Origin of the sequence: Caballeronia mineralivorans PML1(12) (genome assembly GCF_001028175.1) — a bacterium.
GTDB classification, from domain to species: Bacteria; Pseudomonadota; Gammaproteobacteria; order Burkholderiales; family Burkholderiaceae; genus Caballeronia; species Caballeronia mineralivorans.
In genome coordinates this window covers 23393-42586 of sequence record NZ_AEJF01000144.1, presented here as the reverse complement: position 1 = coordinate 42586, position 19194 = coordinate 23393, and the positions used below count along the sequence as shown (strand labels likewise).

The 19194-nt window shown below is 60.0% G+C and carries 17 protein-coding genes; 13 read left to right on the top strand and 4 right to left on the bottom strand.

The genetic code is table 11. The annotated features are described in order from the left end of the window. Nucleotides 1-65: 65 nt before the first annotated feature. From EOS_RS24740 to EOS_RS24690, 11 genes are all read left to right on the top strand, one after another. Nucleotides 66-1481, top strand: a complete 1416-nt coding sequence (locus tag EOS_RS24740) for an undecaprenyl-phosphate glucose phosphotransferase (protein ID WP_075645395.1) — start codon at nt 66-68, stop codon at nt 1479-1481. A 134-nt stretch (nt 1482-1615) separates the two neighbouring features. Then, nucleotides 1616-2518, top strand: a complete 903-nt coding sequence (gene rfbA, locus EOS_RS24735) for a glucose-1-phosphate thymidylyltransferase RfbA (RefSeq protein WP_047849358.1) — start codon at nt 1616-1618, stop codon at nt 2516-2518. Further along, nucleotides 2515-3090 carry a dTDP-4-dehydrorhamnose 3,5-epimerase gene (gene rfbC / locus EOS_RS24730; protein WP_047849357.1) on the top strand — a complete coding sequence of 192 codons (576 nt, stop codon included), beginning with the start codon at nt 2515-2517 and terminating at the stop codon, nt 3088-3090. Before rfbA ends, rfbC begins: the two co-directional genes overlap by 4 nt. Nucleotides 3091-3121: 31 nt before the next feature. Next, a complete protein-coding gene (gene rfbD, locus EOS_RS24725) occupies nt 3122-4009 on the top strand; it encodes a dTDP-4-dehydrorhamnose reductase (protein ID WP_047849356.1) in 888 nt (295 codons plus the stop codon). After that, nucleotides 4009-5025, top strand: coding sequence for a dTDP-glucose 4,6-dehydratase (gene rfbB / locus EOS_RS24720; protein WP_047849355.1), 1017 nt, complete (start codon nt 4009-4011; stop codon nt 5023-5025). The genes rfbD and rfbB overlap by 1 nt, the downstream gene beginning before the upstream one ends. Then, nucleotides 5022-6149, top strand: a complete 1128-nt coding sequence (locus EOS_RS24715; protein WP_047849354.1) for an NAD-dependent epimerase/dehydratase family protein — start codon at nt 5022-5024, stop codon at nt 6147-6149. Before rfbB ends, EOS_RS24715 begins: the two co-directional genes overlap by 4 nt. Before the next feature lie 59 nt (nt 6150-6208). Beyond that, nucleotides 6209-7093, top strand: a complete 885-nt coding sequence (locus tag EOS_RS24710; protein ID WP_047849395.1) for a glycosyltransferase family 2 protein — start codon at nt 6209-6211, stop codon at nt 7091-7093. A gap of 54 nt (nt 7094-7147) precedes the next feature. Beyond that, the gene (locus EOS_RS24705) at nt 7148-8425 is read left to right on the top strand and encodes a capsular polysaccharide export protein, LipB/KpsS family (RefSeq protein WP_047849353.1); all 1278 of its coding nucleotides are present in this window, start codon (nt 7148-7150) and stop codon (nt 8423-8425) included. Continuing rightward, a complete protein-coding gene (locus EOS_RS24700; protein ID WP_082163506.1) occupies nt 8422-9804 on the top strand; it encodes an oligosaccharide flippase family protein in 1383 nt (460 codons plus the stop codon). Before EOS_RS24705 ends, EOS_RS24700 begins: the two co-directional genes overlap by 4 nt. Nucleotides 9805-9807: 3 nt before the next feature. Next, nucleotides 9808-10398, top strand: coding sequence for an acyltransferase (locus tag EOS_RS48800; protein ID WP_047849352.1), 591 nt, complete (start codon nt 9808-9810; stop codon nt 10396-10398). Between the two features lie 34 nt (nt 10399-10432). After that, nucleotides 10433-11686 carry a hypothetical protein gene (locus EOS_RS24690; protein ID WP_235442953.1) on the top strand — a complete coding sequence of 418 codons (1254 nt, stop codon included), beginning with the start codon at nt 10433-10435 and terminating at the stop codon, nt 11684-11686. 30 nt (nt 11687-11716) lie between these two features. Here EOS_RS24690 and EOS_RS24685 read toward each other — a convergent pair whose 3' ends face one another. From EOS_RS24685 to pdxR, 3 genes are all read right to left on the bottom strand, one after another. Then, nucleotides 11717-12754 (bottom strand): acyltransferase family protein, encoded by a 1038-nt coding sequence (locus EOS_RS24685; protein ID WP_047849351.1) that lies wholly within the window; start codon nt 12752-12754, stop codon nt 11717-11719. A 43-nt stretch (nt 12755-12797) separates the two neighbouring features. Continuing rightward, nucleotides 12798-13046: a hypothetical protein gene (locus EOS_RS24680; protein WP_047849350.1), complete on the bottom strand. Its 249-nt coding sequence runs from the start codon at nt 13044-13046 to the stop codon at nt 12798-12800. 429 nt (nt 13047-13475) lie between these two features. After that, the gene (pdxR, locus tag EOS_RS24675; protein WP_047849349.1) at nt 13476-14963 is read right to left on the bottom strand and encodes a MocR-like pyridoxine biosynthesis transcription factor PdxR; all 1488 of its coding nucleotides are present in this window, start codon (nt 14961-14963) and stop codon (nt 13476-13478) included. 123 nt (nt 14964-15086) lie between these two features. Here pdxR and gabT point away from each other — a divergent pair, with 123 nt between their 5' ends. Together gabT and EOS_RS24665 are read left to right on the top strand one after the other, a co-directional pair. After that, nucleotides 15087-16370, top strand: a complete 1284-nt coding sequence (gene gabT, locus EOS_RS24670; RefSeq protein ID WP_047849392.1) for a 4-aminobutyrate--2-oxoglutarate transaminase — start codon at nt 15087-15089, stop codon at nt 16368-16370. Next, complete coding sequence (locus tag EOS_RS24665; protein ID WP_047849348.1) at nt 16367-17836, top strand: NAD-dependent succinate-semialdehyde dehydrogenase; 1470 nt, start codon at nt 16367-16369, stop codon at nt 17834-17836. Before gabT ends, EOS_RS24665 begins: the two co-directional genes overlap by 4 nt. A gap of 273 nt (nt 17837-18109) precedes the next feature. Here the strand turns inward: EOS_RS24665 and EOS_RS24660 are convergent, their stop codons facing one another. Continuing rightward, the gene (locus tag EOS_RS24660) at nt 18110-19063 is read right to left on the bottom strand and encodes an IS5 family transposase (RefSeq protein WP_047849347.1); all 954 of its coding nucleotides are present in this window, start codon (nt 19061-19063) and stop codon (nt 18110-18112) included. Between the last annotated feature and the right edge of the window lie 131 nt (nt 19064-19194).

Genomic DNA, 19194 nt, shown 5'->3' with positions numbered 1-19194 from the left:
AGACGATAGCGACCAGAAAATAAAACACGGGTGAAGACCAGTATCGACATTCATTGGGGAATATCATGCATTCGGCCCGACTTCTCGAAACGGACGGTGTTACGTACCGGCTTGGTTTTTTATCACGCACAGTAGACGCCTGCATGATTCTGATTGGCGCGGCTATTGCCTTTGCGCTGCGTTTCGACGACTTTCATTCGTGGACCGAGCCTATTGTCATTCTCGTCGCATTTAATTCCCTAATGGTCGCCAGTTTATTTCCGTCACTTGGATTTTATCGCGTATTTCGCCGCGATTCTTTATTCAAGATCGCAATGCGCGTGACAGCGGGATGGACAACGGTATTCACGCTCGGCATTGCATTCATGTTGTCGGTCCAGCAAATGTCTTTAATTTCCCGGTTATGGGCCGGAGCGTGGTTCCTGATCTCCCTGGCGCTGTTGATCGCCGCCCGGGCGGGCGGGCATCGCCTGTTCGGCGTGTCGCATTCGCGGCGTGCGGGGGCGAAGTCCGTCGCCATCGTCGGCGCCAGCGCGTACAGCATGCAACTGATCGAAAAATTGCAGCGTTCGCCGACTAGCGGCCTGCGGCCCGTCTGCCTGTTCGACGAGCACCCGGACGCCGCAACCTTCTCTTGCGGGCTGCCGGTCATCCTTTCGCTTGCCGCACTCGCCGAAGCCGTCCGGCATCGCGCCATCGACGAGTTATGGCTGGTCCTGACCTTCAAGGAAGAGGAGCGGATTCACGCGATCCTGCGCGAGTTCAAGCACGAGTTCGTGAACATCCGCTTCATCCCGAATGTCCACGACTTCGCGCTGTTCAATCACGCCGGCGACGGAATCATCGGCGTGCCCGCCATCAACCTGCTTGCTTCGCCGCCCGCGGATCACCGTTTCGTGCCTAAGGAAATTTTCGACCGGCTGTTCGCGGCACTGGTGCTCCTCTGCATCCTGCCGCTCATGATGGTGATCGCGCTGGCGGTCAAGCTGTCGTCGCCGGGGCCGGTATTTTTTAAGCAATGGCGCAAGGGCGTCAACGGGACACAGTTCCAGATCTACAAATTCCGGACCATGGTCGTGCATGCTGAAGAACCGGGAAAACTCACCCAGGCAAAGCGCCGCGATCCGCGTGTGACTACCGTGGGAGCGTTCCTGCGCCGCACCAGCCTGGATGAATTGCCGCAGTTCCTGAACGTCCTGCGTGGCGAGATGTCCGTGGTCGGGCCCCGTCCTCACGCACTGCAGCACGATGAGCAGTACAAAGACCTCGTGCATGGCTATATGTGCCGGTACCGGATCAAGCCGGGGATTACCGGGTGGGCGCAGATCAACGGATACCGCGGCGAGACGGAAGCCATCGACAAGATGCAGGGCCGCGTCGCGCTCGATCTCAACTACATCGAGAACTGGACCTTTGGCCTCGACCTGAAGATCGTGCTGATGACAGTCGTGAGCGGATTCAAGGGACTGCATGCGTACTGATGCGGTCGCACGCGAACAGCAGAAAAACATCCTTTCAAGTTCCACAGGATGCCTGATTTATTCATCTCGCCCAAGCCACGCCACAACATGCAAGCGCGCGTTTTTCCCAGAACATCTCCCAGCATGAGAGTGACATGACAGTCTCAACCCTCGTCGCCCGAAAGGGCTTGATCCTGGCCGGCGGCACCGGCTCGCGCCTGCATCCGCTGACACGCTCCGTCAGCAAGCAGCTCATGCCGGTGTACGACAAGCCGATGATCTATTACCCGCTCACCACGCTGATGCTGGCGGGCATCCGGGACATCCTGATCATCACGACGCCGCAAGACAGCGAGGCCTTCGTGAACCTGCTTGGCGACGGATCGAGCTGGGGTTTGAACCTGTCTTACGCGGTGCAGGCGCGGCCAGAAGGACTCGCCCAGGCGTTTCTGATTGGCGAGCATTTCCTCGGCAACAGCCCGGCCGCATTGATCCTCGGCGACAACATCTTCTATGGCACCGGTCTCTCGGGGCTGCTGCAAAGCGCGTGTGCGCGCAAGGACGGCGCGAGCATCTTCGGGTACTACGTGCGCGACCCCGAACGATACGGCGTCGTGACACTCGACCAGCACGGCAATGCAGTCGACCTGGAAGAAAAACCACGCCACCCGCGAAGCCACTACGCCGTGACCGGTCTCTATTTCTACGACCAGGACGTCGTGCCGATGGCACGTGAAATCCGGCCTTCGGCGCGTGGCGAACTGGAGATCACCGACCTCAACCGCGCGTACCTGGAGCGCGGCGATCTCAAGGTAGAACTGATGGGCCGCGGCTACACATGGCTCGACACGGGCACCCACGAATCGCTGCTGGACGCGGCCAACTTCGTTCATCTGATGCAGGTGCGCCAGGGGCTCCAGATCGCCTGCCCTGAAGAGATCGCGTGGCGCCTTGGCTGGATCGGCAGCGAGGACATGCACCGTCTCGCGTCGCCGTTGCTGAAGAGTGGCTATGGACACTATCTGGTGGAACTGCTGCGTCGCGAGGTAGCACTGTGAACATAGTCGAAACGCGTCTTCCCGGCGTCCTGATCCTCCAGCCAAAAGTATTCGGCGACGAGCGTGGTTTTTTCGTCGAGACCTTCCGTGAAACCTGGCTTGCCGATGCCGGCGTGAACGTCAGCTTCGTTCAGGACAACCAGTCCCGTTCGGCCCGCGGCGTCCTGCGCGGACTTCATTATCAGCGGCGCAATCCGCAGGGCAAGCTCGTGCGGGTAGCGCGCGGCGCGGTCTTCGACGTGGCCGTCGACGTCCGTCTCGGCTCGCCGACCTTCGGCGACTGGGTCGGCGTAACGCTGGACGATGTCAGCCACGAGATGCTGTGGATTCCGCCCGGCTTCGCCCATGGCTTTTGCGTAGTTTCTGAACAAGCGGACTTTGTCTACAAATGCACCACTTACTACGATCCCGATTCCGATGCGGGCGTTCGCTGGGACGACCCGGCCATCGGCATCGAATGGCCGGCACTTGCGGCCGGCGTCACCACGATGTCCGCCAAGGACCTGGCGTTGCCGCTGCTGTACGAGCAAAAGTCGAACAAGCTGCCGCTCTTCGACGAGGTCTCTGCATGAGCTCGCGAGATTCTGCAGGGGGTCACGCACGATGACGATTCTCGTCGTTGGAGCCGGCGGTCAAGTGGGCCGCGAACTGGTGTTGCGCTCTCACGGCCGTGAACTGATCGGACTCGACCGGCAAGCGCTCGATATCACCGATCACGACGCGGTCGAACACGCCATGCACGAGTACGAGGCCGAGCTGGTGATCAATGCCGCGGCGTACACGTCTGTCGATCACGCGGAGACCAACGTCGAACAGGCGTTCGCCGTGAACCGCGACGCCGTTGAAATCCTGGCTTGCGCGTCGGCACAGGCGGGCATCCCGTTGTTCCACCTGTCCACGGACTATGTATTCGACGGCAGCAGCAGCACGCCCTACGCACCGGGCGATCCTGCATCGCCGCTCGGTGTCTACGGCCGCAGCAAATGGGCCGGTGAGCAGGCCATTCGCGCGCTGCTTCCGTCACATCTGATCCTGCGGGTGTCGTGGGTGTTCGGCGCGCACGGCAACAACTTCGTGAAGACAATCGTGCGTCTTGCGCGCGAGCGCCGCGAGCTGCGGATTGTCGGCGACCAGTACGGCGCGCCGACACATGCCGGCGCGATTGCCGAGGTGCTGCTGTCGCTCGCAGACAGGTATCTGCGGGCTCCCGGCAACCGGTCGCTGCCATGGGGCACCTACCACTACACGGGGAGCACCGTGACCACGTGGTGCGGCCTGGCGCAGGCGACAGTTGCCCAGGCGGCGGCGCGCGGCATGCTCGATCACCCGCCCACGGTGCGGCCGATCACGACAGCCGACTACCCGCTGCCGGCAGCGCGTCCGAAGAACTCCGCGCTCGACATGCAAATGACCCGCAACCTGCTCGGTCTCGAGCCGCGGCCATGGCAGGAAGGGCTTGCCGAAGTACTCAATCACTGGGCTGAAAATTGATGGGCTATCGACCCTCTACTCTCCTTGTCACGGGCGGTGCCGGCTTTATCGGCTCGAACTTCGTGCATCACATGCTGCGTGCCGACACCCGTGTGCGGATCGTCAATCTCGACCTGCTCACGTATGCCGGCTCGCTGGACAACCTGTTGGACCTGCCCGATCACAGCCGCCATGTGTTCGTGCACGGCGACATTTGCGACAGGCCGCTGGTGGACCGGCTCCTCCACGAACACGCGATAGATACCATCGTCCACTTCGCGGCGGAAAGCCATGTCGACCGCTCGATCGCCGATCCGCGCGACTTCATGCGAACCAATGTGGAGGGTACCTTCACGCTGCTCGAAGCCGCCCGCGCCGCATGGCCGGAACAAGACAGTGCGGCCCCCGCTCGCACATGCCGTTTCCATCACATCTCCACCGATGAAGTGTTCGGCTCGCTGCGCCCAGGCGATCCGGCTTTTGTCGAGACCACACCCTACGCGCCGAACTCGCCCTACTCGGCCAGCAAGGCCGCGTCCGATCACCTGGTGCGCGCCTATTTTCATACGTACGGGCTGCCGGTTGTCACAACCCATTGTTCGAACAACTACGGCCCGCGCCAGCATGCCGAAAAATTCATCCCGACCGTCATCCGCAACTGCCTCGCCGGCACGCGTATCCCGGTCTATGGCGATGGTCAGAACGTGCGCGACTGGCTCTACGTCGACGACCACTGCGACGCGCTCCAGCGCGTGCTGACGCAGGGCAAGGCCGGCGAGACCTACAACATCGGCGGTTGCAATGAATGGCGCAACAGCGACGTAGTCGCGCTGATCTGCCGCCTGCTCGACGAAAGGCTGCCCGAACGTGCGCCGCATAGGCGGCTTGTCGAGTTCGTGAAAGACCGCGCCGGCCACGACCGCCGCTACGCAATCGACACCGCAAAAATCGGCGATGAACTGGATTGGGGTCCCGCGGAAGACTTCGAGACAGGCATCGCCAGGACGATCGACTGGCAACTCGGATTGACGTTATGAAAATATTGATTACCGGCGGCGCGGGTTTTATCGGCAGCTCGCTTGCCAAGGCACTTGTTGTTCGCGGCGACACGGTTACCGTACTCGACAACCTGTCGCCGCAGATACACGGCGCAAGCCCGTCTGAGTCGCCGCTTCTTGGCGAACTTCCCGACGACGTGCGTTTTATCAAAGGCGATGTCCGCAGTGCGGACGACTGGGCCAAGGCGCTGGAAGGGCAAGAAGCAGTCGTGCACCTCGCCGCCGAAACGGGCACCGGGCAGTCGATGTATCAGGTCGACCACTACGTGGAAACGAATATCCGCGGCACGTCGTTGTTACTGGATCATCTCGCCCATCACCCGCATTCCGTCCGGCGCGTGGTTGTTGCGTCGTCACGGTCGATCTATGGCGAGGGCAAATATCGCGGCCCATCCGGCCACGTCTATCCCGGCATGCGCAACGCCGACGACATGCGTCGCGGCCAGTTCGAATGTCTGTGCGCAGACACGGGTGAACCGCTGCAGGTCGTGGCTACGGACGAAGCATCGAAAACCCATCCGAGTTCCGTCTACGGCATCACCAAGCTGGTTCAGGAACAATTGGTCCTGATGACATGCGGCGCGATGGGCATTGGTGCGGCGGCGTTGCGCTTCCAGAATGTGTATGGACCCGGCCAGTCGCTGCGCAATCCCTACACCGGCATCCTGTCAATTTTTTCGACGCTGCTGCTGCAGGGCAAGGACATCAATATTTTCGAAGATGGTGAGGAGACACGCGACTTCGTGTATATCGCCGACGTGGTTGAGGCCATCGTCCTCGCGATGGACGCAGAGCACGCGCAGCAAGCGGTCTACAACGTCGGCTCGGGCGTGGCGACAAGCGTGCTCGAAGTCGCGGAAACACTGAAACGAATTTATGGCGCCACGGGCCAGTTGAAAGTCACGGGAGACTTCCGGCTCGGCGATATCCGTCACAACTTCGCCGACGTCAGCAAGATTCGCGACGAACTCGGCTTCCAGTCGAGCGTCTCGTTCCGCGACGGCGCCACGCGTTTTTGCGAGTGGGTCAAGAGCCAGACCATTGAAGATGCGGGTTACGAACGCTCGGTCGCCGAAATGCGCGCGCGGGGTTTGATGAAGTGAAGCAAGCAGCTTACAGGCAGGCGCGCACGCGCTTCACCGGCGTCGAAAGGATCGAGACAATGAAAATTGGTATTGTGACCGTCCTGTTCAAATCGGACAACGTGATCGACGGGTTTATCGACAGCATGAACGCCCAGACGTTCGAGAATTTCCATATCCTTTTCGTGGAAAACGACGTCGCCAATCCTCATTGCGAACGGGTGATTGACGAGATGCTGACGACACCCTTCACATTCGTTCGCAACTACGAAAACACCGGCGTGGCGGCGGGAAACAATCAGGGCATCGACTTCTTTCTATGCGACCGTTCCTACACGCACCTGCTGTTCCTGAACAACGACATCGAGGTCGATCCGGACTTCCTGCAGAAGCACGTCCAGATCCTCCAGTTGCATCCCGAGGTCGATGCACTGGCGCCGAAGATGTTCTATTACAAGCCCGAGGACAAGGTCTGGTACGCCGGTGGCAAGCTCAGCTACCTGAAGGGGGGAAGCCGGCACTTTGGCCACAACAAGCCGGACCGGTTGACGACCGACGCGCTGTATCGCGTGGACTATGCCCCGACTTGTTCGCTGATCGTGAAGACCTGGCAACTGCGCAAGGCCGGCATTCGCATGTGGGAAGAACTGTTCGTGTATTACGACGACACCGTGTTCTGCCACGAGCTCAATCAGGCTGGGTTCAGAATGTACTTCACGCCGACCATTCGTCTGAGGCACAAGATCAGTTCGTCGACGGGCGGGTCGAAATCCGATTTCTCCCGCTATTTCATGACGCGCAACTGGCTGTACTGGGGGCTCAAACGACGCAACTACGCCGTGCTCACGTCCGCGCTCGCGCTAAGCGGTTTCCATTTCGTCGCACGCAACAAGATCGAGATCCGTGCAATGCGCGACGCGCTTCAGATGACACGCGCATTGCCTCAACAAGCCGTGGCGGACTGAGACAAACGCTTGTTAGCGCGGCGCGCCTCTCCCCTGACCACTCTTCCCAAGCGCATGACAAAAATCGTAACGCTGGTCTATTACCATTCGATGGCGCGGTTCTTTTGCGGCATTGAAGACGCGTGGAAACAATTGGAGCCAGATGCCGAGTTTCTGCATCTGGCAGTATTCCCGAGCGCGTGGGCCTACTTGACGGTGCATCGCCGAAAGACGGTTTCGCTTTCCTGGCGTTCGTATCTAAGCGGCACGGTTGCCCCGAACGTATCCGGTGACGAGCTCGAGGCGATGATCCGGTTTCACGCTTCGGACCCGAACATCGACCCTTCGCAAGTAGCCCGGCTTCAGCGGCAAGCGCGAAAGATGCTGCACGTCTGCGCGTCGCTAGTGAAGCAGTTCAATCCCGACATCGCGATCATCAGCGGCGACACCCGGCTTCCTGCCGAGTCGCTGATCCGCGCACTCAAGGGCCAGCAAACCGTCTCGTGGTATTTCGAGCAAGGCCCATATCGCACTACAGTTCTGGACCGTCAGGGCGTCAATGCGAACTGTTCGTTTCGCCGGGAACTCGCGCGCCTTGAGGCGTCGGGGCCGCCGTTTCAGCCTCGTACGAATTCAGGCCGTTGGACCAACAAGCTCTATACCTTGCTGGACCGCCTTACGTTCGCCCAGGCAAGCGTCACGCGCCTGATGCCACCCGACCTGATGCCCTATAGCCTGCGCAAGTGTCCGCAAGCGCTCTACGCCAGACTGAGTTCGAAGGTGCTGCAGCAGCCCGACACACGTAAGGTCGTGCTGATCGCCATGCAGGTCCCGGAAGACGCGAACAATATCTACCACAACCCGCTCGGCCTCGATGACGTCGGCCTGCTCCGGCTTGTGCTCGATAACGTCGAATCCGGCTGGACCGTCGTGGTCCGCGAGCATCCGCTGTATCGGCGCAAGTATTCACCGTCCTTCTATGCATTGATCGAGGCGTCGGACAACGTGATCCTGAGCCAGGCATCGCTACAGCAGGATCTCGACAGAAGCAGGACCACCGTTACGGTCAATTCGCTGACCGGACTCGACGCCTTTGCACGGGGGCATCGCGTGATCGTGCTGGGGGAGTCGTTCTATGATCATCTCCCGGGAATCGAGACCCTCCAGTCCGGTTCGTCGCTGCGGGCGTTGCTGATCCGGGAACACCAGCCGTCAGTCGATCGACCGGCGTCGCTGCTGCTGGGGCCATTGATCGACAAGTACTTCTTCAAGGGACACTTCACGGACGTGGACCTGTCGTTCACCCGCACTATCGCGAGCCGGATCGCCGCCACGTCGCGGGCCGCTCAATGAGTCAGACGCGGTTCGTACACATCGCCGGGGCGATCAGACGCAACGCCATGCTCCGGCGCATTGCGTCCAGCCTGCTGTCGCGGGTACTGGGCGCAGTCGTCAATTTCACGCTGGTGATCTATCTGGGCAGGTATCTGGGCGCCGCGCAGACCGGCCTGTACATGATCGGATTCGGCGCGGCCACCTTGCTCTCCACACTGGCGCGCCTCGGGCTGGAACAGATCGTCATTCGCGAAGGCGCACCGCTGATACGCGATGCGCACTGGCACGCACTGCGGCGTCTCTACCGGCGCGCCTTGTTGACGTCCCTGTGCGCCGGCATCGCTATCGCTGTCGTCATGCTTGCGCTCAACGGCCTCATCGCTGTCCATATCTTTCACAAGGCGGAACTCGGCGACGTGATGCCATGGTTTGGGATATCCATCGTGCCGCTGACCTTTGCGCTGATCCATGTCCCGTTCTTGCAGATCGCCGACCGTCCCGAGAGCAGCATCGCCATCCTGAGTCTCTGGATACCGTTGTTCTCGCTGCCTGCACTGCTGCTGGTTCGGCCGCACACCGGCGTCGCCGGCGCGCAAGTTTTTCTGGCCGCTTGCGTGGTCAATGCGTTGATCGCGTTCGTTCAATGGCGCAGGTTCATTGCGCGTAAGGACGCCCGGAACGCGCACGGCTCCACCCTGCCCGACCCCGCCTTGCTCACGCCCGCCATGCCGCTTCTTGTGGGCAACATCTGCCAGATGGCGTTGCTGTGGATCGCAGTGTTCGCGGTGGGCATGACCGCCTCGCCGAGCGCAGTCGGTGCCTATTCGGTTGCGCAACGCGTTGCCTTGACGTTGTCCGGATTCCTCGTCCCGCCTATCGATGCACTTGTCGGCCCCCGGCTCGCGACCATGCGGGGAGACAAGACACGCGAGGAAATCCAGTACCTGATCCAGAGCATCTCGTCGGTGCTTTTCCTTTCCGCGACCGGGGTATTTATCGTCATCCTGCTTTACGGTTCCGAGATTCTCAAGCTGTTCGGTGGTGATTTCCGCGAAGGATACGGCGCCCTCGCCTGCCTCAGTTTCGGTCAGCTCGCCATTGTCGCAAGCGGCTCGATACGGCCCCTGCTGATTGTCTACGCCCATGAAAAAATGATCCGGAATACGATGATGGGCGCAGCCCTGCTCTGTGTCATATCGTGCGCGGTGCTGATCCCGCTGATCGGCCCGCTGGGTGCTGCGATTGCCACGTCGCTGGCGCTTGCAGGCGAGAAAGTGATCGAAGGAATCATTGCCCGGCGCAAACTCGGCATCTCGGTGTTCCCGTCGGCGAGCTTCTACGCGCAGCACCTCAAGGTCTGGCTGAATCACAATGCCGGACAACGGCGAGGCGGCTGAACCATGGAGCTCGGCATCTGGTTCAAGGTTCGCAACCGCATCAGCACCTCCCTTCAGGGCGTGCTGTTTCCACTTTTCTTCGCCAGCTTCGGTCGCGGTGCGAGAATCCTTCGTCCGTTGCGGATCAACGGCTCAGCCAACATCACGATCGGGCGCGATGTCTTCATCAACAATTTCGCGTGGCTCGAAACCATCGCCAGCTTTCAGGAAACACCGGCGCTCGAAATACAACGCGGCGCTTACATAGGCAACAGCGCTCATATCATTGCGACTCAATCGATCGTGATCGAAGCGGATGTCCTGATCGCGGATCGCGTCTATATAGCCGACTACGCTCACGGTTACCGGAACGTTAATACACCGGTGAAACTTCAGCCGTTGACGCCTCGTGCGCCGGTCAGGATAGGAACCGGCACGTGGATTGGGGAGAACGTCGCGGTGATCGGCTGCACGATCGGACGCAACTGCGTGATCGGCGCCAACGCCGTGGTGACCACCGATATTCCGGATTACTGCGTCGCCGTGGGCGCGCCCGCCAAGGTCATTCGCCGATGGAACGCACACACAAAAGAATGGACGGTGGCAGAAAGATGACCGGACTCTTCATCAGCATGAGCTTTCTTCCGTTATGAAAATTCGTTTCAATAACCGCATGATACAAGGGCTTTTGCTTCTCGCGATCCTGCTGGCGAGTGGCGGCTGGATTGTGGTCGTGCGAGTAGGCAACGGACCCTTGATCGCTGCAATCACGCTAATCCTGTTCTGCGGTTTCCTGGGTTCGGCGCGCATTCCGCGTGGGGTCAGCTTCATGTTCGCGCTGCTCATCGGGTTGATTTTCGTGGTGAGTTTCGTACAGGATTTCACCATCGACGACAAGGAACTGTTTGTTATCCTGAAGACCCTGATAGCGCTCCTTGCGTGCATTCATTTCAAACGCTCAGGTCTCGACTTCCGCGAGCTGTTTGTCGATGTCATGTACTACACGGCCATCGTTTCGCTGGTTCTTTACCCGCTTGCGTATGTCGCGCCGGGTATCGCCCGGCTCATCGACGGCGAATACAGTACCGTGTTAGGTCTGCTGTATGTACGCTCGTCGGACCTCGAACGGTTCCATCACTATCGCAATCAGGGCTTTTTCTGGGAAGCCGGTGTGTATGGGGTGATGCTGACCATCGCGTACACGTATAACGTCCTGAAGTTTCGCAAGCGGCCAAGCGCGGTATTTCTGCTAGCCGCGCTCACCACCCAGTCCACGGGCGCACTCTCGATCCTGCTGCCGTTCGCTGGGTTCTGCTACGTGTACGCAAGGCAGCCGAAAGTGGCGAAGCTTCTGGCCGGCACGGTCGTCGTGCTGGTGGTCATGGCGGTGTCGGCTCCCAGCATTCTCGGCGACGCATTCACGGTGCTCTTCGGCCGCAACCTGCAGGACGACTCCAGTATCCTGGTGCGCGTCAACGACCTGACACTCGGATTGCGCGCCGCCTCGGACAGCCTGATGCTCGGCAGGCCCAGCGGCGATATGGACGCCTACAACGCACTCGCCCTCGATGAATTCGGCTACGTCAAGGTCGACGACAGCGGCATCTCGAACTCCATGACGTGGCTGGTCTACAAGTACGGAGTGCCGGTCGCGCTGCTCTACTGCGTCGTCTTGTGGATGCGTGTGAGAAAGGACTTCGGCAGTCTGGCGCCGCTTGTCTTCCTGGTGTTTTCCGGCTTGCTGATGATCGAGCCGCTAGGCGCATCCATCTTCGTCTTTATGTTGCTGGGGTATAGGGACGGTGTAGCCTCGGCAACGGACGCAACGGTGGCGGAAGACCTGTCCACCAACGCGCCGGGCGCGTCCGACGGAACTCGTGTCGTGTCTCAACAAGGGGCGTAATGCAGCGGCACGCAACCGCTGCATTACGGGCTAAACCCGCGGCATTGATACGGGTCTTGCCGAACGGCGCCGCCCATTGACGAGATCGCCCATTGCTCCCATGCGGTCGATGACCCACGCGGTCGCCGTCAGCAGCATCGCCTGGACGACAAACGACAGCAGCCAGTAGTTCGCGTGAGCGGCATCGAGCGCGTGTACAACGGCAGCATTCACCAGATAGTTAAAGCCCAGAATGGGCAGCGTGTGCGTCCCGAGCCAGTGCAAAAGGCGAACGTCAGGAAGCGCCACGGCGAGATGACCGAGCATCAGCGTACCGGCCAGCGCCGCGGCAACGTCGAGTGTCAGTTTCAGCGGACTAGAGCCGAAAATACTGTCCGACATGTTTAGCGCATCTCCCGACCTGTACGCCAGCATCCCCCATACCGCGGCGGCACTGCAAAGCAAAATCACGCGACGCGCAAGCGAGCCGCGTTCGTGGAAGTCGAACCAGTCCCTTTGCCTGACCATGTGTCCGATCGCGAAGAAGAATGCGGCTGATGTCGCAATGTCGAGATCGAATGGAACGAACGGCAAACGCGCCGACCACGCTATTCCAGCAACACCGGTCACCATCAGCAGAGGCACGACCGCTTTACCGACAAAGCGCGCGAGGCACGCTGCCGCCGTCTCGAGACTGAACAGGCAAAACAGAGACCACAACGGTGTGGAAAGGAAATTGCCATCGGCGCGCGGGAAGCCGACTGCGGTACCCCATGCGAGTCCGAGGAACGCGGCGAGCGTGATCCTGTGGAGCAGCAGCTTGGCGACGAACACAAGCCCGCACACGGCGCCCATGCACCAGGCAGGAATGATCAGCCGATGAAATTTGCCGTTGATAAACGACCCCGGCGAACGCTGCACGCGGTCGAGCTGGAAGAGATAGCCCGACAGGAAAAAGAACGCCGGCATATGAAAGGAATAGACATAGCGGTGGACTTCGCCTGGAAGTCCTGTCGTATGTCCCAGGACCACCAGCAGGATTCCCAGACCGCGGAACATGTCGATTTCCGTGTTGCGTTCAGTGCTCATGCTTGTCGTTCCCTCGAAAGTACGAGTGCGCATAGGTGAGGTTTCAGGAAACCCCTTTTGCGATCGCGCATACCAGCATGACTACAAGCGCCAAAGCCGCTAGCCGGCGCAGCCTTAAAAGAAGCATCAAACGTCGCGGGGTCCACTTCCCGAACTTGCGCCACTTGGCCGTGCCATATTCAATGTGTGCGTATACGCCATAAAACAGGCACATCCGCAGTGCGGAAACAAAAGAAGCAACCACATAGACGGCAATAACCAGCCCCGCCAAATAGATGATCCCGGATAGCATCACACCCCCGTGCGCTGGTTGGGATTGGTCGAACGTTCTTGAACTGGTCTGAGTTGATACCGCACTGTCCCGGCGGCTTGGAGAATTCGAATTGTTTCACTTAGCACCGGTTGCCATCGGTCAAAACGAGTTGCTTTTCTGACACGAAAGTTACTGGCGTAATGATTTCTGGAACAACTCGTTCAGACGAACGCATCGTTCTTGTCCATGCGCGTCAAAAGCTTTCCTTTTTTCGTAAGCGTTTTTGTTGGCCTTAACGAGCCGTTATCATTTGTCCACTTGCTCTCTCAGGGCAGGTTTATACCCCGGAACTTGCCTGCTCTCCCTAGTTGGGGGAGCAGGTTTTTTTTATCGACACGAGGTGACGAGATTAATCAGGTATCCGACCTAATCTTGACAGCTTGCTTTTCTCAGTATCCGGACCGCCCGTCACCCCCTGATCCCCAGTGCCGGATCAAGCACCGCCGCCAGCTTCTCAAACGCCGGCCCGATCTCCTCCTCCGGCACGCATCCATAACCAATCAGCAAACCCGACATGTCTCTGCCCGGCCGCAGGAAATAGCCCGACAGCGGCCGCACGACAATGTTGACGCCGAGCGCCGTCTTCGCCACTTCCCGGTCATCCACGCCATCGGGCAAACGCAGCACGAGATGCAACCCGGCATCGCCGCCAACAATCTCCAGTGCATCGCCATAACGCTTCCTGATCGTGTCCAGCAGTATCTGGCGACGCTGCCCGTAGATCCCGCGCATGCGCCGGATGTGCGAGGTGAAATGCCCCTCCGCGATGAACTCCGACAGCACCGCCTGCTGCAACAACTGCCCCTCTCGATACAACTCGGCGGAAGCCGTCGCAAAGCTCGCCGACAGCCCTTCCGGAACAACGATGTAGCCAATCCGCAGCCCCGGAAAAAGCGTTTTCCCGAAGCTGCCGACGTAGATCACCTGACCCGCTGTATCGAGTCCTTGCAGCGACGCGAGCGGCCGGCTGCCGTATCTAAACTCGCTGTCGTAATCGTCCTCGATGATCCAGCAGCCGTTTTGCCGCGCGAATTCGAGCAGCATCCGCCGCCGTGCGAGACTCATCACCATGCCCAGCGGATATTGATGCGACGGCGTAACCAGCATCAGCTTGGGCGGGTCTGCCAGATCGTCGGCGGACGGATTGATGCCCTCTGCATCCACGGGGATGGCCTTGAGCGATAGCCCGGACACTTGCAACACGCTGCGCACGCCCCAGTAGCACGGGTCTTCTGTCCAGATGACATCGCCGGAATCCGACAGCAGGCGCACGGCGAGATCGATGGACTGATGAATCCCCGTAGTCACGATAATCTGCTCCGGCGTGCAATGCACCGAACGCGAGGTCCGCAGATAATCGGCAAGCACCTGGCGCAACTTCGGCAACCCGCCTCCGGGTGCATAGGTCAGCAGATCCGGCCTCAGGCGGCGCCAGTATTTGGACTGCAAGCGGTTCCAGACAGCCGCAGGAAACCGCGACGCATCGGGTACGCCCGGCATGAACGCGCCGCCTTGCCGCTGCGACACCCCCGCACCCTGCAACAACCGTGCGCCGCGCGCGGACAGCACACGTGGCTCCGCAGGCGCTGCGTTGCGCGCCGCCGATTCCGCCCCCACGATCTCATCCGGCGCGCTGTCCGAGACGAACGTGCCCTGTCCCGTCGCCGACCACACATACCCTTCCAGCGCCAGTTGCTCGTACACCTGCGTGACGGTATTGCGGCCGAGGCCCAGCTCGCTCGCGAGCAACCGGGACGACGGCACCTTGGTTCCGGCCGGCAATTCCCGCGACAGGATGGCCTGCTGCAACAAGCCATATAACTGTCGGTAAATCGGCTGGCCGCCCGTCCGTTCAATCCGCTGAGCCAGCCAGTCGGACAACATACTTGCACGCATCGCCGAAATGGCTCCTATAAAAATACGGAAATGGCTCTGATTGAAAGAGCCAAATCTTACTATAGTCGAGGTACCGCCTAAAAACCGATCAACCCTCCAAGGAGCGATGCCGTGAGCCAGACCCTGAACAACGCCGACCTCAAGACCCGCAAGGATGCCGCGACCCCGCGCGGTGTCGGCGTGATGTGCGATTTCTACGCCGAACGCGCTGAAAACGCGGAGTTGTGGGACGTGGAAGGCCGCCGCTTCATTGACTTCGCGGCGGGCATCGCGGTATGTAACACGGGGCACCGGCACCCGAAGATCGTCGCGGCAATGCGCGCACAACTCGAGCGCTTCACGCATACCGCCTATCAGATCGTTCCTTACGAATCGTATGTCTCGCTCGCCGAAAAGATCATCGAGCGCGCGCCCGGCGATTATGCAAAGAAGGCAGCATTCTTCACGACCGGCGCGGAAGCTGTCGAGAACGCCATCAAGATCGCGCGCGCCGCGACCGGCCGGCCGGGCGTGATCGCGTTCAGCGGGGGATTCCACGGCCGCACGTTCATGGGCATGGCGCTGACCGGCAAGGTCGCGCCGTACAAGATCGGCTTCGGGCCGTTCCCGTCCGACGTGTTCCATGCCCCGTTCCCGAACCCGCTGCGCGGCATCACCACCGAGGACTCGCTGCGGGCTATCGAACATCTTTTCGCGGCGGATATTGAAGCGAAACGGGTTGCTGCGATCATCTTCGAACCGGTCCAGGGCGAAGGCGGTTTCTATCAGGCGCCCGTGGAATTCGTGCGCGCCTTGCGCAAGCTCTGCGACACGCACGGCATCCTGCTGATCGCCGATGAAGTCCAGACCGGCTTCGCGCGCACAGGCAAGATGTTCGCGATGCAGCACTACGACGTTGCGCCGGACCTGATGACCATGGCCAAAAGTCTGGCGGGCGGCATGCCGCTGTCGGGCGTAGTCGGCCGCGCCGAGGTGATGGATGCAGTCGCTCCCGGCGGGCTCGGCGGCACGTATGCCGGCAATCCGATGGCCGTGGCTTCGGCGCATGCGGTGCTCGAGATCATCGATGAAGAGAAGCTCTGCGAGCGGGCCGTATTGCTTGGCGACAAGCTGAAGTCGCTGCTGACAACGCTTAAAGCAGACGTGCCGCAGATCGCCGATGTGCGCGGCCCCGGCGGCATGGTCGCAGTCGAATTCTGCAAGCCCGGGACCGGCGAAGCCGACGCCGCTTTCGCCAAGCGCGTCCAGACCCTGGCGCTTGAACGCGGCCTGCTTTTGCTGATCTGCGGTGTGCATGGCAACGTGATCCGCTTCCTGTTCCCGCTGACCATCCAGGACGCCGTGTTCGATGAAGCGCTCGGTATTCTCGAACACGTCCTGACCGCAGAAGTGGGTGCGACAGCATGAGCACGCAGCATTCGTCCATGCAATTGAAAGACCCCACGCTGCTGCGTCACGAAGCGTTCATCGACGGTGAATGGCAAGCCGCCGATGATACCTCGAGCTTCGACGTCATCGATCCCGCAAACGGCCAGTCGCTCGGCCACGTGCCGAACCTGGGCGCGGCGGAAACGCATCGCGCGATCGATGCGGCCAACAAAGCGTGGCCCCTCTGGCGCAAGAAAACCGCGAAGGAACGCGCGGCCGTCATGCGTCGCTGGTATGAACTGATGCTGGAAAACGCCGACGATCTCGCGATGATCCTCACTCGCGAGCAAGGCAAGCCGCTCGCCGAAGCCAAGGGTGAGATCGTCTACGCGGCGTCGTTCATCGAGTGGTTCGCGGAGGAAAGCAAGCGCGTCGCCGGTGATACGCTTGCGTCTCCTGCCGCCGATAAACGCATCGTGGTGACGAAGGAACCTATCGGCGTCTGCGCGGCCATTACGCCGTGGAATTTTCCCGCCGCGATGATCACGCGCAAGGTCGGTCCGGCGTTGGCTGCGGGTTGCCCGATCGTGGTCAAGCCCGCGGAAGCGACGCCATTTTCAGCGTTCGCGATGGCCGTGCTGGCTGAGCGTGCGGGACTGCCCAAGGGCGTGCTGAATATCGTGACCGGCGATCCGAAAGCGATTGGCGCGGAGTTGACGAGTAATCCTGTCGTCCGGAAGCTGTCGTTCACGGGGTCGACGCAAGTCGGCCGTTTGCTGATGGCGCAAAGCGCGCCGACGGTCAAGAAGGTGTCGCTGGAACTGGGCGGCAATGCGCCGTTCATCGTTTTCGACGATGCCGATATTGATGCCGCGGTTGAAGGCGCAATTGCGTCGAAGTACCGGAACAGCGGGCAGACTTGTGTCTGTACAAACCGGTTCTATGTTCATGACCGCGTGTATGACGAGTTCGCCCGGAAACTGGGTGCGGCCGTCGCGAAGCTCAAGGTCGGCAATGGGCTCGAGAGCGGCGTTTTGCTCGGGCCGCTGATCAACGACGCCGCCGTGCAAAAGGTCGAATCGCATATTCACGATGCGCTCGAGAAAGGCGCTCAGGTTGTGATCGGCGGGAAGCGGCACGCGCTTGGTTTCGGCTTCTTCGAACCGACGGTGTTGTCAGGCGTGACACCTGAGATGAAGATTTCGAAGGAGGAAACCTTCGGGCCGCTCGCGCCGTTGTTCCGGTTTTCATCCGACGAAGAAGTCATACGGATGGCTAACGATACGGAATTCGGTCTCGCCGCGTATTTTTATAGCCGCGATATCGGGCGTGTCTGGCGCGTGGCTGAAGCACTGGAATACGGCATGGTCGGGATCAATACCGGGCTTATCTCGAACGAGGTGGCGCCGTTCGGCGGGGTCAAGCAGTCAGGTCTCGGGCGCGAAGGTTCGCGGTATGGAATCGATGACTATCTGGTGATCAAGTATTTGTGCATGGCGGTTTGACTCAGACTGCCGGGCGGGTGACAAAGTCAAGCCCTGCATTAACGGTAATGGTCATGCCGTTCACTTAAGTGCTTAACGCTGTTCTTCGCGCGATAGACAACACCTGCAAACCAAACATGGCGACAGAAGTTAAGGAAGGTCTGAACAACGCGCTTTTAAGCACGACATTTTGTTTCAAGGACGGTTTGTCGTGGCGAAGGTCGGTAGGATGGGGAGCATTGCCCAGGTAACCGCGACGAGTCCTGATCCAAGCTCATCGCATGCTGCATTTTTTCACGCTTTTCGCAACGACTTACGTGCCATCCACAGATTGCCCAACGCAAACAGCGTCGTGATTTGAGCGGTGTTTTTGGTCAGCCCCCGGTATCGCGTTTTCATGTAGCCGAACTGTCGCTTGAGAACTCGGAACGGATGTTCCACCTTCGCGCGAATGCCTGCTTTCAAGCGCTCGATCTGATCGTATATCGCATCAATGGGGTCCTTCAGGTTTAGCTTTCTTCGCTTACCGGGCCGCATCGCGACGTGCCATCGTACTGGGCGTGCGTGCTCACGCTTCTCGATACCCTGATAACCCGCGTCAGCGTACACATCCGTTTCTTCGCCGTGCAACAACGCCTGCGCCGCGTTGATGTCGTGCACGTTTGCCGCCGTTCCGATGACGGTATGCACCAGGCCCGACTCCGCGTCCACGCCAACATGGGCCTTCATTCCGAAGTACCAGTTGCGGCCTTTCTGCGTTGGCTGCATCTCGGGATCTCGTGTGCCCGAGCCGTTCTTGGTCGAGCTCGGCGCTGCGATCAAGGTGGCGTCAACGGCTGAGCCTGCCTTGAGCATCAACCCCTTATCAACCAGAATCTCATTGACCAGTGCAAGCATTTGGGCAGCGATTCCATGCGTTTCGAGAAGATGCCGAAATCGAAGAATCGTGGTCTCGTCTGGCAAGCGGGCCATGCCACCATCGAGGCCCGCAAATTCGCGATATAGTGGCACGTCGTACAAAGCTTCTTCCATCGCCGGGTCCGACAGCCCGAACCACTGTTGCATGAAGTGGATTTGAAGCATCGTCGCCACAGGAAATGGCGGTCGCCCCGTCTTACCTTTCGGGTAATGTGGCTCGATTAAGGCAATCAACTTTGACCACGGCACGACTCCCCTCATCTCGTCGAGAAACTCACGTTTGCGCGTGCGCTTCGTCGACAAATTCAATCCAAGATGAAGTTGCGTCATCGCATTACCCCGTTTCAGTCACTGCGTTTAGAGTAGTACACGCCGCCCCCGATTGCAGCAGTTTTGCAGACCTTCCTTAACTTCTGTCGCCATGTTTGCCATTGGTCTCGACGATTCTATCGAACGGTTAA